This is a genomic window from Acidimicrobiales bacterium, assembly GCA_041394185.1.
Taxonomy (GTDB): domain Bacteria; phylum Actinomycetota; class Acidimicrobiia; order Acidimicrobiales; family Poriferisodalaceae; genus JAAETH01.
Map to the genome: position 1 here is coordinate 298769 of JAWKIQ010000002.1, position 12909 is coordinate 311677.

11 protein-coding genes are annotated in these 12909 nt (G+C 65.4%); 2 read left to right on the plus strand and 9 right to left on the minus strand.

The window, feature by feature from the left end:
- The first annotated feature begins 57 nt into the window (after positions 1-57).
- Positions 58-843 carry a hypothetical protein gene (locus R2770_08930; GenBank protein ID MEZ5280587.1) on the plus strand — a complete coding sequence of 262 codons (786 nt, stop codon included), beginning with the start codon at positions 58-60 and terminating at the stop codon, positions 841-843.
- The gene (locus R2770_08935) at positions 843-2153 is read left to right on the plus strand and encodes a hypothetical protein (protein MEZ5280588.1); all 1311 of its coding nucleotides are present in this window, start codon (positions 843-845) and stop codon (positions 2151-2153) included. Before R2770_08930 ends, R2770_08935 begins: the two co-directional genes overlap by 1 nt.
- Positions 2154-2183: 30 nt before the next feature.
- Here R2770_08935 and R2770_08940 read toward each other — a convergent pair whose 3' ends face one another.
- From R2770_08940 to pth, 9 genes are all read right to left on the minus strand, one after another.
- The gene (locus R2770_08940) at positions 2184-2975 is read right to left on the minus strand and encodes an ABC transporter permease (GenBank protein MEZ5280589.1); all 792 of its coding nucleotides are present in this window, start codon (positions 2973-2975) and stop codon (positions 2184-2186) included.
- Entirely contained in the window at positions 2972-3772 is an 801-nt protein-coding gene (locus R2770_08945) for an ABC transporter permease (GenBank protein ID MEZ5280590.1), read from the minus strand. Before R2770_08945 ends, R2770_08940 begins: the two co-directional genes overlap by 4 nt.
- 7 nt (positions 3773-3779) lie before the next feature.
- A complete protein-coding gene (locus R2770_08950; GenBank protein MEZ5280591.1) occupies positions 3780-4748 on the minus strand; it encodes an ATP-binding cassette domain-containing protein in 969 nt (322 codons plus the stop codon).
- Positions 4748-5143, minus strand: a complete 396-nt coding sequence (locus R2770_08955) for a septum formation initiator family protein (GenBank protein ID MEZ5280592.1) — start codon at positions 5141-5143, stop codon at positions 4748-4750. The genes R2770_08950 and R2770_08955 overlap by 1 nt, the downstream gene beginning before the upstream one ends.
- Positions 5140-6417, minus strand: coding sequence for a phosphopyruvate hydratase (eno, locus tag R2770_08960; GenBank protein MEZ5280593.1), 1278 nt, complete (start codon positions 6415-6417; stop codon positions 5140-5142). Before eno ends, R2770_08955 begins: the two co-directional genes overlap by 4 nt.
- Before the next feature lie 94 nt (positions 6418-6511).
- Complete coding sequence (mazG, locus tag R2770_08965; GenBank protein MEZ5280594.1) at positions 6512-7927, minus strand: nucleoside triphosphate pyrophosphohydrolase; 1416 nt, start codon at positions 7925-7927, stop codon at positions 6512-6514.
- A gap of 7 nt (positions 7928-7934) precedes the next feature.
- A complete protein-coding gene (locus tag R2770_08970) occupies positions 7935-8804 on the minus strand; it encodes a peptidylprolyl isomerase (GenBank protein MEZ5280595.1) in 870 nt (289 codons plus the stop codon).
- Between the two features lie 22 nt (positions 8805-8826).
- Entirely contained in the window at positions 8827-12264 is a 3438-nt protein-coding gene (mfd, locus tag R2770_08975) for a transcription-repair coupling factor (protein MEZ5280596.1), read from the minus strand.
- A complete protein-coding gene (gene pth / locus R2770_08980) occupies positions 12261-12908 on the minus strand; it encodes an aminoacyl-tRNA hydrolase (GenBank protein ID MEZ5280597.1) in 648 nt (215 codons plus the stop codon). The genes mfd and pth overlap by 4 nt, the downstream gene beginning before the upstream one ends.
- Between the last annotated feature and the right edge of the window lies 1 nt (position 12909).

The window sequence follows — 12909 nt, forward strand, 5'->3', positions numbered from 1 at the left end:
TTCCTCACCCGGTCGTCAGGACCACCCGAGGTTTGCTGCCCGTACACTTACTCGGCAATGAAAAGCATCAGGCTCGCAGCAGCGGCGATCGCCGCGATCACCGTTTTGGCCGCGTGCGGCTCGGATGAGACGTCGTCGGACACCCCGACCAGCGAGGTCCAGGCCGCCCCCGAGACAACACATGACCATGGCGACGCAGAACACGACCATGGCGACGCGGAACACACCCACGACGACGCCATCGAGGTGGGCGCCGAGAACGCGCCGACTCTCGACCTGGTGTTGGTCGAAGACCCGGCCGGTGGCTGGAACCTGCGCCTGGACACCACCAACTTCGTATTCGCTCCCGAGCACGTGTCGACCGAACACGTCGCGGGCGAGGGCCACGCACATCTGTACGTCGACGGCATCAAGCTGACCCGCATCTATGGCCAGTGGCACCAGCTCCCGACCCTGCCGCCGGGCGAACACACGATCCGCGTCGACCTGTCCGCGAACGACCACAGCCCACTCAGCAGCGACGGAACCCTCATCAGCGACACCGAAATACTGGTCGTGCCAGGCGACAGCGCCACCCAGGCCGACGTGAACGTCGAGGTCGTGGTTTCCGATGGACAGGTCGAAGGAGGGGTCCAGACCGTCGAGGTACCCATCGGTTCGTTGGTGAGGCTTTCGGTGACGGCCGATGTCGACGACCAACTCCACCTCCACGGATACGACGTCTACGCGACTGTCGCTCCCACCCAGCCCGGAGTTCTGCTGTTCGACGCCGACATCCCGGGAGTGTTCGAGGTCGAACTCGAAGGCCGCGGCCAGACAGTGGTCGAATTCGAGGTCTCCTGATGGGTCTGCTCCTGGCGCACGGCGTCGGGGCAAGGGGTGACCTGCCGGTAGATCCGTCATTTCTGGCTTGGGGCGGCGGCCTGGTGCTGCTGGTGTCGTTCGCCGCATTCGGGGTGTTGTGGACCACGCCTCGCCTCAGCGCTGCGGCTCGCCGATCGGTGCCCCTGTGGAGCCCGGGCACAACCGCTTCGGGCTGGGTGTCCGCTTTGGGCAGCATGCTCGGTCTCGCCCTGTATGGGCTGACCGTTTCGGCTGCCTTCTTCGGCTCGCCGATAGCAGCCCTGAACCCTGTTCCGTGGATCGTGTATATCGCCGTGTGGACCGCCATGCCCCTGGCCGCGTTCTTGTTCGGCGATGTCTGGAGATGGATCAGCCCGTTTCGCCCGATCGCGTCGGTGTTGGCCGGGATGCGGCGATCGTCGGCAGGCGCTGACGATCAGCAGGTCGGTGCGTGGCCTGCGGCCGTGGCCCTGGTCGGATTCGCCTGGGTCGAGTTGGCCTATCACTCGCCCAGCTCGCCCCGGGTTCTCGGCTGGTTGATCATCGCTTACACACTCTGGGCAACAGTGCCCGTCCTTTGGCTGGGGCGGGCATGGACAGAGTCTGCCGACGGCTTGGGATGGTGGTTCTCGAAGGTCGCCGCGATGTCGGTTTGGGTTCGGCGCGACGATCGGCGTCGGGGAGTTCGGGCTCCGACCGCCGGCCTGGCTCAGCTCGAGACCTCGGTCGCTGCGTCGATCTCGATCCTGGTGGTGCTGGGAGCAGCCTCCTTCGACGGCCTCTCGCGCACCGATCTGTGGAATGACATCGGCGGCGACGCGTTCGGGTGGAGGTCAACGGCCATCAACACGGTCGGCCTGGGACTGACTGCAGGCCTGGTGGGGATCGTCTACTGGATCGCTGCCCGGTACTTCGACCGGGGCACCAGCACCACCTCGGCCGCCTTCTCGGCCTTTGGCCCATCACTGGTTCCAATCGCCTTCGGCTACGGCATAGCGCACTACTTCTCGCTGCTGGTCTTCGAGGGCCAGACGCTGATGATCCGATTGTCGGATCCGTTCTTCACCGGAGCCGACTGGTTCGGAACCGCCGGCCGTGTCGAGGACTACACCGCAGTGTCACCGACGACCATCGCATGGGTTCAGGTCCTGTCGATCATCGGCGGGCACATCGTGGCGGTGATGGTGGCCCACGATCGAGCCCTGGAGATAGAACCGGACTCCGAAAAGGCGCTGAGAGCCCAGTACGCCACCATCGCAGCGATGGTGGTCTATACGGCTGCAGGATTGTTGCTGCTGGTGAACGCCTGAGCCACCGCGAGCGCCAAGGGCAACGCCCGCTCAGGGGATGTAGCGCCTCATCCCGCGCCAAGCGAACAGGCCGAGCAGGCCGCAACACCCGCCGATAGCCACGAGTCCGGGCCACGTGTCGGACCACGTGACACCGCTGTCGACAAATCCCGTTCGAGCCAGGCCCAGAATGCGGGTCATCGGGTTGATCTCGGCCGCTGTGGTCAGCCAGCCGGTCGTCAGGTCGAGCGGCACCTGGGCCGTCGAGACGAACAACACCACGAAGATCGCAATCGGGAACAGCGGCGCAACCCGTTGGTCCTTCACCCGATACACGAGGCCCAGCGCGAACCAACTCGCCATAGCCGACACCGACACGATCGCCAGCAGGGTCAACAACAAGCCGGCGGCGTCGGTCGGGCGGGCGCCGGCAATCAGACCGATGACGAACACTCCGGCGGCGACGGTCAGAGCCCGGGTGAGGGCCATCGCGGTGGTTCCGATGGTGATGGCATGACGGCTGCCCGGCATCAACATCAAACGGTCGAAGAACCCGTTGTCGATGTCGACTGCGGTCGCGAACCCGGCACCCACACCGCTGAACGCCGCTCCCTGGATCATCATGAAAGGCAGGTACCAGTTGGCGATGTTGTCGGTTGGAAATCCGGGCAACTGGGTCACAGCCTTGTACAGACCCACGTACACGATCAGGAAGAAGCCCGGAAAGAAGAACGACTGCACCAAGATCGCGGGAATGCGCAGAGTGCGGATGAGACCGCGGCGCCAGACCGCCACCGAAGCCCCCACAAAGCTCGGCTTGTAGAACCCGGCCGTGGCGCTCATCGGGCACTCGCTCGCAGAGCCGCCACCGCAACAGAGACCAGAGCCACCATGAGGGCACCTGCCACGGCCATCGCCTGCAGGGCGTCGGACACCGAGAACTCACTGATGACGAGGCTTCTGGCGGGGTCGATCATCCACGTCATCGGGTTGACCTTCGCCACGGCCTCGAACCACCCGCCCGCGAGCTGAGGGGGGAAGAACGCCGAAGACAAGAAGAGCGCAACGAACAGGATCGGGAAGAATCCGTTGACGGCCTCGACAGAGCCGGTGCGGATGGCCACCGTCAGCGCAAACGACCCGATTGCCCCGGCCAACAGGCAACTGACCATCGCTATCGCCAGCACCGACGGAATCCCTCCGGCGACGGAGGCCCCGAACAGCGCAAAGACAGCGCTGAACAACACGGCCTGCACCAAGGCAAGGGTCATGACACCTGCCAGGCGGCCCAGCATCAATCCGGTGCGCCCGACCGGAGCAACGCGAAGGCGATCTGCGAACCCGTTCTCGATGTCTATTGCCATCTCGGTGCCGACCGAGGTGGCTCCAAAGACCACACCCTGGATGATGGTCGCGGGCAGGATGAACGTGAGGAAGCTGTCGACCTCGGGGAAACCCGGCAGCGCTCTGGTTCGGTCGAACGCTGCGGCACTGACCGACGAGAAGAACAGCGGGAACACCACCGCAGGCACCCAGGTTTGTGGCTGGCGCGCGATCGAGCGGATGGACCTGCCCGCCATTGCAAATACGGGCCCCAACCGCGAGTTCCGGCGAAGGTGAGGGGCCGGGGCCTGCGTCATCGACACGTCAGCTGTCCTCAGCGCCCTCGAGCCGCCGGCCGGTGGCCTCGGCGAAGACGTCGTCGAGGCTCGGAGCGTCCAGTTCCATGTGAACGATCGCCACGCCCGCCTCGTCGAAGGCCCTGACAACGTCGGCCATTCGACCCGCACCGCCAGCGAGCCCTATTGCCAGGCGCCCCTCGCGAGCAGGTCGCTCCTCGCCGAAGCGAGCCATGGTCTGTTCGGCACGCTCGAGATCGCCCCTGGAGACATCGATACGCAAGGTAGGGTCGCCGACCGCGGCCTTGAGTGCGGTGGGTTCGCCCTCGCGCACGATCTTCGCTCGGTCGATGATGGCGATGCGGTGAGCCAGCTGGTCTGCTTCCTCGAGGTACTGCGTTGTCAGCAACACGGTGGTGCCGAATTCGCTGTTCAGGCGCCTGACCTCCTCCCACAAAGCCTGTCTGCTGGTGGGGTCGAGCCCGGTCGTGGGCTCGTCGAGGAACAAGACCGTCGGCTCGTGGATCAGCGACAACGCCAGGTCGAGACGGCGGCGCATGCCACCCGAGTAGGTTCCAACCCGACGGCCGGCTGCCGCTGTCAGGCCCACGCGCTCGAGCAACTCGGCGCCGCGTCTGGCGGCCACCGACCTTGGAATGCCGTGCAGGACAGCCTGAAGCTGTACCAACTCGGTACCGGTCATGATGGGGTCGATGGCGGCATCCTGCAGAGCGACGCCGATGGACGCCCGCACCTTGGCAGACTCGGAAACAACGTCGTACCCGGCAACGACCGCTCGGCCCGAAGTTGGGCGAAGAAGCGTCGTCAGCATACGAACCGTGGTGCTCTTGCCCGCCCCGTTTGGGCCGAGGAAGCCGAACACCTCGCCCGCCTTGATCTGGAGGTCGATGTTGTCGACGGCGACCAGGTCGCCGAATCGGCGGCTCAGCCCGTCGGCTACAACGGGATACTCCGACTGGCTACCGCCCGTTGACATCAACCGCCCCTCACCAGCCTCGCAAACCCGGGCCACAGCCACTCGGGCGGCAATTCGGCCGCATCGCCGGCGTGAATCGAAAGGCGATACAACTGCTCGCCTTCGTACACGAGAGAAAAGCGTTCGCGTGCGATGCGGCTGACCGACACCCGATCGTTGTAGTCGCCCAGTTTGGCCTCGAGTGCCGCCACGTCGGCACGTGTCGCGTCGAGTTCGGCCTTCGTCGCTGCCAGCTCGTCTCGCTGGGCCATGTAGTCAGAGGTCGGAAAGACGGCCACGAACAGCACCCCGGCGACAATCCCGACTATCAACAGCACGGCGAGCAAGCCGGCCGCGAGACGAGCGAAGCGGCGCGTGCGCGACCGACCCTGGGCTTGTTCGGAGTTGTGAGTCATCGACCAGCCAGCGCCGAGATTCCGCGGTATGCAGCAGCCTCGCCCAAGTCGGCCTCGATGCGGAGCAACTGGTTGTACTTCGCGACGCGGTCGCTGCGTGCCGGCGCACCGGTCTTGATCTGCCCGCAGTTGGTGGCCACGGCCAGATCGGCGATGGTGGCGTCTTCGGTCTCGCCCGAGCGATGGCTCATCACGCTTGTGTACGCACTGCGGGTGGCCAGGCCGACGGCATCGAGGGTCTCGGTGAGGCTTCCGATCTGGTTGACCTTGATGAGGATCGAGTTGGCTATGCCCTCGGCGATTCCTCGCCCGAGCCGCTCGACATTGGTCACGAACAGGTCGTCGCCGACCAGTTGGACGCGATCGCCGATCTTGTTCGTGAGCGCGGCCCACCCGTTCCAGTCCTGTTCGTCCATGCCGTCCTCGATCGAAACGATCGGGTAGCGGTCGCACAGATCGGCGAGATAGTCGGCGAACTCGGCCGAGCTGAGCGTGCGGTCTTCACCGGCCAACACATAGCTGCCGTCGCGGAAGAACTCGCTGGAAGCGGCATCCATGGCCAGCGCCATGTCGTCGCCCGGGCGCAGACCGGCGCGTTCGATGGCTTCGACCAGCAGAGCCAGAGCTTCTTCGTTCGAGCCCAGGTTCGGGGCGAACCCACCCTCGTCTCCGATGGCCGTCGACAGACCGCGCTCGCCCACGACCTTCTTCAACACGTGATAGGTCTCGACACCCCAGCGCAAGCCTTCGGAGAACGAGGAGGCCCCGACGGGCATGATCATGAACTCTTGAATGTCGACGTTGTTGTCGGCGTGCTCGCCACCGTTGATGACGTTCATCATCGGAACGGGCAAAACGTGGGCGTTGGGGCCGCCCACGTAGCGATACAGCGGAAGGTCGAGGTCGTCGGCAGCAGCGTGAGCAACTGCCAGCGAAGCGCCCAAGATGGCGTTGGCGCCGAGCCGGCCCTTGTTGTCGGTGCCGTCGAGGTCGATCATGAGGTGATCGAGTTCGCGTTGGTAGGTGACGTCGAAGCCGACGAGGGCGTCGGCGATCTCGCCGTTGACGTTCGCGACTGCCGTCGCCACACCCTTGCCGAGATAGCGATCGCCGCCGTCTCGAAGCTCGACCGCCTCGAACTGCCCGGTCGATGCGCCAGACGGAACGATGGCGCGGCCCGACGCTCCGCTGCTGAGCAACACCTCGACCTCGACGGTCGGATTGCCTCGCGAGTCGAGTACCTCGCGTCCTAGAACACGCTCGATGATGCTCATTGTGGTTGCCTCGTTGCCGGGGGTAGCGAACGTGGACGAGAGTACCGAACTAAATCGTGCTGGCAATCCCCAGTCTGCGGCCGGCCCTGGCCGGTCAGCGAACCGAGCGCCAGGCGGCGAGCAGATCGCTCTCGGAGGCCTCCGCCAGCGGCGTTTCCAGGCCGGCGAAGTGGGCCTCGACAGCCTCGAATCGGGTCATGAAACGAGCCACCGCCTGCCTGAGCGCAGCGTCTGGATCGAGGTCCAGCTGGGCGGCCAGTGCAACGACGGCGAACAGAACGTCGCCCAACTCGGCCAGGCGCGTCTGGGGCTCGGCCGAACGAAGCTCGCCAATCTCTTCTGCGAGCTTTTGCCACGCTCCCTCATCGTCTGACCAGGCGAAACCGACCTTACGAACCTTTCGCACGACCTTTGAGGCCAACGGCAGGCTCGGAAGTGCGGGCAGACCATCGAGCACCCCCTCACGGCCTTTCTCGGCGGCCTTGATCTGCTCCCACCGCAGCGACAGCTCGTGAAGGCCATCCACCTGGACGTCGCCGAACACGTGGGGGTGGCGGTGGTAGAGCTTGTCGTGAATCGCGTCGGCAACCTCTGACAGCGAGAAGTCGAGCCGCTCTTCGGCGATGACCGAGTGGAGCACGACCTGGAACAGCAGATCGCCGAGTTCCTCGCGCAAGAGTTGGGCGTCGACGAAGTCCGAGCCGCCGCCGCGGGCCGCGGCATCGATCACCTCGACGACCTCGTAGGTTTCCTCGATCAGGTGCGAAACCAGTGATACGTGGTCTTGCTGGCGATCCCAGGGACAGTCCGCGCGCAGCCGGCGCACCAGCCGATCCAGGCGCTCCACCGCAGCGCCCGGCCCGACACGCGGGGCGTCGGGTACGAACAGGGAGGTCAAGTGATCGGCCGGAACCGTCTTGTCGATGTCGGCCCAGGGAACCCGGATGATCTGTTCGTCCGCGAGGCCCAAGTGGTGCAACAAGACCGCCTCGGCGGGTTCGGCGACCTCGTAGGCCAACTTCACGTCTGACAGGGTGGCCGCGTCGTGGCATTGGGCTATCAACAGCGCCCCCGGCCCCGACACCGTCGGGTCGAAATCGTGAGCATCGGCCAGGCGGACGCCGCGCTCGACCGGATCGATGCCCAACCTGGCCCAGGCCAAATCGAGGAACGACAGGGCGGGCAATATCTGTACGTCGACATCGTCGCGAGCGGCCAGCATCTCGACCGTGCGTTCGGCAACGGTGGGGGCCCCGGGCACCAGGTACACGACCGAGCCGGTCGAACTGAGAACGACCAGATCCTCGACGATTCCTGCATAGACCTCCTCGAACGAATCGAGGGTGTCGTACAGGTGGTCGTAGCTGGGGGCGTCGAAGACATCGGCGGCCGGATGCACGCTGGTGCGAAGCCGCACATGATCGGCACTGGCGACCGCGGCGAGGGTCAATTGGTTCAGCAGCGACGCGTCGGCGGGGCCGAGGCCGGCGACGACGATGCTTGTGCTCACCGCGGGCTCAGGCCGGGGGCCGCACCGTGCCGTCGACCCACGAGCCGAAGGCCGGGTCGACGGTGACATCGGCGGCTTCGAGCCGTTCGGTGATCCAAACGCTCAATGCGGCCTGGCGCTGCGAGAAGATGAAGTTGTCGACCGAGGCCTCACCCTGGGCCAGCAGGTTGGCCTCGCGCTCGGCGATGGCGTCGGTGGCGTCTTCGCGCAAGATGACGTGGAATCCGAACTGAGACTCGACCGGGGCCGAAACCTGCCCGACCTCGAGAGCGACCAGAGCCTCGGCGAACTCGGGGACGAACACCGATGGATCGGTGCATCCGAGGTAGCCGCCCTGGACAGCGCTGCCCTCGTCGATGGAAACCTCGGTTGCCACATCGGAGAACGCCTCACCCGCCTCGATGCGAGCCAGCGCGGCAACCGCATCGGCCTCGGATTCGACCAGCAGATGGCTGGAGCACACCGGGGGCTCCAACGACGCCGCCTGCATGAAGATGTCCAGTTCGGCCTGACGCTCTGCGGCAGTCATGTCGGGTACCAGCGAGGTTGCTATGCCCTCGAGGAAGTCGTTGTAGGTCTCGATGAAGTCGGCGTCTTCGTCGTCGAGAGCCGGCGCTTGTACGCCGAACTCTGCAGCATCGTCTTTGACCGCCTCGATCAGCACCAGCACGTTCAGTGCGCCGTTGACCTCGCCCGAATCGAGTGCGAGGTCCTCGACGACGACCTCGTCGCCGATGGCGAGGCGCAGGATCGAATCGACGTCATCGACGGTGATGTCGGTACCTTCGACCGTTGCCGCGACGCGGCTGTCACTGGCACATGAGGCAGCTAGCAGGGCTACCGCCAGCGCCACGAGAAGAGTTCTGAGAGCATGCACGGCTTGGCATGGTATCGCCCAGTCACGACGGTGAATCGACGGGGCGCAGTTCGTCGAGGAACAACACCAACTCGCGAGCCAGCTTCGGCCCGACCTTTACGGGCACGTGAACCTCGGATGCGTCCTCTTTGTAGACGGCCTTGGGCGCTAGGCGCTTCAGTCGCGTCTGCTCGCTGATTCGCAAGTCGAATGGCGACAGCTTGGCGACCGTGTTGCGCAGCACGCTGACCTCGCGCAAACCCCTCTGCTGACAGGCAGCTCGCAGGTAGCCCAACTCGAGGAGGTTGCGGGCGGTGTCTGGCAGCGGTCCGTATCTGTCGAGCCACTCGGCCTCGATGTCGTCGACCTCGGACGGTGACGTGACCGACGCCAGCCGCCTATAAGCCTCGAGGCGGTGTTCTTCGCGCTCGACGTACTCGGTGGGCAGGTACGCAGGCATGGGCAGGTCGAGCTTTATCTCGACCGGTTCGGGGGTGGGTTCGCCCTTCAGTTCGGCTACGGCCTCGGTGACCATCTGGCAATACATGTCGTAGCCGACGGCGGCGATATGTCCCGACTGGCCCTCTCCCAGCAGGTTGCCTGCACCACGAATCTCGAGGTCGCGCATGGCTATGCGGAAGCCAGATCCCAGCTCGGTGGCCTCGCCGATGGTCTTCAGGCGCTCGTAAGCCTCTTCGGTGAGCACGCGGTCGCGCGGGTGGAACAGGTAGGCGTACGCCCGCTGCCCCGACCGGCCGACCCGGCCCCGGATCTGGTGCAGCTGACCCAAACCCAGCATGTCGGCACGATCGACCACCAGGGTGTTGACCGATGGCATGTCGATGCCGGACTCGATGATGGTGGTGCAGACCAGCACGTCGAACTGACCCTCCCAGAAATCGAGGATCACCTGTTCGAGCGATCCCTCGTCCATCTGACCATGGGCGGTGGCAATGCGTGCCTCGGGCACCAGCGAACGAAGGTCGTCAGCGACCTGATCGATATCGGCGATGCGGTTGTGCACGAAGAAGACCTGGCCTTCGCGCAGCAATTCGCGCCTGATCGCCTCGGCGACGGCCCGATCGTCGTACTCGCCCACATAGGTCAGGATCGGCTGGCGTTCGGCGGGCGGCGTCTGCAGCAAGGAAAGGTCGCGAATTCCGGTGAGACTCATCTCGAGAGTTCGCGGAATGGGCGTCGCGCTGAGGGTCAGCACGTCGATGTCGGTTCGGAGCTTCTTGATCTGCTCCTTGTGAGACACACCAAAGCGCTGCTCTTCGTCGACGACGAGCAGGCCCAGGTCCTGGAACGCCACATCGTTGCTGAGCAGCCGGTGGGTGCCGATGATGACGTCGACCGAGCCGTCCTTGACACCCTCGATGACCTTGCGTTGTTGGGCTGGGGTCAAGAACCTGGAGAGCACCTCGACCCGCACCGGGTAAGGGGCGAAGCGGTCGGCGAACGTCTGGTGGTGTTGTTGGGCCAGCAGCGTGGTGGGAACCAACACCGCGGCCTGCTTGCCCGCCTGAACCGCCTTGAAAACCGCCCTGACCGCCACCTCGGTTTTGCCGAAACCGACATCGCCACAAACCAGGCGATCCATCGGGGCCGAGCGCTCCATGTCGTCGAAGATGTCGGCGATGGCCGACAGCTGGTCGGGGGTTTCTTGATAGGGGAACGCGTCGGCCAGCTCGGCTTCCCATGGTGTGGGCTCGGGATAGGTGATGCCGTCGGTGGTGATGCGGCGCTGATACAGAACCACCAGCTCCTGGGCGATCTCCCTGACCGCCGCCTTGACCCTGGCCTTTGCCTTCTGGAAGTCGGCGCCGCCCATCTTGGACAGGCTCGGCGTCTCGCCACCCGAGTAGGGCCGGATCAGGTCGATCTGGTCAGAGGGCAGGTAGAGCTTGTCGGTGCCCTTGTACTCGAGGATCAGGTAGTCGCGTTCGACGTCCATGATCTTGCGGGTGACCATGCCCGCATAACGAGCGACGCCGTGGTGATGGTGAACCACGAAGTCGCCCTCGGTCAACGCCTCGAACGCGCCCTGCTGACCACGCTTGCGAGGCCTGGCCCGGCGGTGGGTTCGGCGACGACCGGTTATGTCGCTCTCGGCCAGCAGCCCCAGTTGTGCCCAGGGCACCACCACGCCGCGCTCTATGGGGGCCACGACGACGTGGCCGCCGGGCTCGCCGATGCGACTCAGCTCAGACGCCGACCGCAGCGACACCTCGACGCCCTCACCACGAAGGGTCTCCACCAGCCTGGCTGCCGAACCCTCACCCTCGGCCGCGACCACCAACGATCCGCCTGTGGCGATGATTTGGCGCATCTGGGCGAGGGTGCGCTCGGCATCGCCGGCAACGGGCTCCCAGGCCTTCGATTCGAACAGCACCGTGTCGGGGCCCTCGGCGACGGCGACGACGCTCCAGACCGGGGCAGACGTGTGCTCGAGCAACCGGTCGAACTCGACATGCAGGCGCGGGAACTCGACCACGCCTCCGTGAACGTCGACGGCTCCCCAGGTTCCGGCCAGCGTCTTGGCGAGATCGATCTCCTCGGCCAGCAGGTCGCCCGCCCGGTCGCGCATGCGGCGGGGCTCCATCAGCAGGATCTGAGCGTCGGGACCAATTAGATCGAACAACACCCGCTCGTCGTCGACCAGCCACGGAAGCCACGACTCCATTCCGTCGAAGAACTCGCCGTCGGAGAGCCGCTGCCACTGTTCGCGACCCCAAGGGGCGCTGGACATCAACGACAGGGCGCGTGCCCTGACAGCGTCGGTGGGCAGAACCTCTCTGGCAGGGAACAGCCTGACGAAATCGATGTCTTCTGTAGACCGCTGATCGGCTACCGAGAAGCGGGTCAGGCGATCGACCTCGTCACCCCACAGGTCGATACGAACCGGGCCATCGGCCGTGGCGCCGAACACGTCGACGATTCCGCCTCTGACGGCGACCTCGCCACGGTGTTCGACCTGGAACTCGCGCCGGTATCCGATCTGGACCAGCTGGGTGACGAGCTCTGTGGGGTCGATGATGTCGCCTGGCCGGATCTCGATGGGCTCGGCCTGAGCCGTCGCCGGGCCGTTTACCTGCACAAGGGCCCGAACAGGAGCGACAACCACCGCGGGCGCCAGATCGGGCGTGCGCAAGCGCCACATGACCTCGAGGCGTGTGCCCATGGTGTCGATCGAGGGGCTGACCCGTTCGAAGGGCAGGATCTCCCACGCGGGGAACAAAGTCACCTGCTCATCGCCCAGCATCGACCGCAGGTCGTTGACCAGTCGCTCGGCCTCAGCCGTGGTGGCCGCGGCCACCACGATGGGCGACCTGTCGGATCGTCTGGCCAGCCCGGCGATGGCGGTGGCTCTGGCGTTGTCGGCGACCGCCAGGACCCCGTGGCTGCGGCCCGCCAGCCGGGTCAAGGCCTCGCTGGACGTGACGCGATCGGGCAGCGCAGACAGCGGGGCGTCGATCACCGTTTGGATCCGCGGTTGAAGCGATTCATCGTCTCGTCGATTCCGTTGATGAGATAACACTCGACGGCGTCGGCGGCCTCGCGCACGACGATGTCGAGTTCGTCGCGGTCGGCCTTTGACGGCGCCTTCAGCACGTGGTCTTTGCCCGCCCGCGAGTTGGTGGGACGACCGACCCCCACCCGCACGCGGGCGAACTCGCGCGAGCCAAGGTGTTGTTCTATCGATTTGAGGCCGTTGTGGCCTGCGTTCCCGCCGCCGACCTTGACCTTGAGTCCGCCGACTGGAAGATCGACCTCGTCGTGCACGACGACGATTGCACCGGGTTCGGTGATGCCGTGGCGTTTCACCAGAAGCGAGACCGACTCACCCGAAAGGTTCATATAGGTCTGGGGAAATGCCAGAACCACGCGTCGCCCGCCTATCGAGACCTGGGCGACAAGCGCCCTGTCGGCCTTGGAGAGGGCAAGCGCCGCGCTGGTTCCGGGCGTGCTGTGCCTTGCCGCGAGCTCTTCGATGACCTCGACACCCAGGTTGTGTCGGGTGCCGCGATATGTGGATCCGGGGTTTCCCAGGCCGACAACCAGCAAATCGGCAGGCGTACCGCGCCTGGCACCGGCCCGGTCGAAGACCGAGCCAAACTTCATC

Coding starts and splice junctions, on each gene's coding strand:
- R2770_08950 (MEZ5280591.1), bottom strand. CDS start 4,748: ATGTCAACGGGCGGTAGCCAGTCGGAGTATCCCGTTGTAGCCGACGGG.
- R2770_08935 (MEZ5280588.1), top strand. CDS start 843: ATGGGTCTGCTCCTGGCGCACGGCGTCGGGGCAAGGGGTGACCTGCCG.
- R2770_08945 (MEZ5280590.1), bottom strand. CDS start 3,772: ATGACGCAGGCCCCGGCCCCTCACCTTCGCCGGAACTCGCGGTTGGGG.
- R2770_08930 (MEZ5280587.1), top strand. CDS start 58: ATGAAAAGCATCAGGCTCGCAGCAGCGGCGATCGCCGCGATCACCGTT.
- R2770_08940 (MEZ5280589.1), bottom strand. CDS start 2,975: ATGAGCGCCACGGCCGGGTTCTACAAGCCGAGCTTTGTGGGGGCTTCG.
- pth (MEZ5280597.1), bottom strand. CDS start 12,908: ATGAAGTTTGGCTCGGTCTTCGACCGGGCCGGTGCCAGGCGCGGTACG.
- eno (MEZ5280593.1), bottom strand. CDS start 6,417: ATGAGCATCATCGAGCGTGTTCTAGGACGCGAGGTACTCGACTCGCGA.
- R2770_08955 (MEZ5280592.1), bottom strand. CDS start 5,143: ATGACTCACAACTCCGAACAAGCCCAGGGTCGGTCGCGCACGCGCCGC.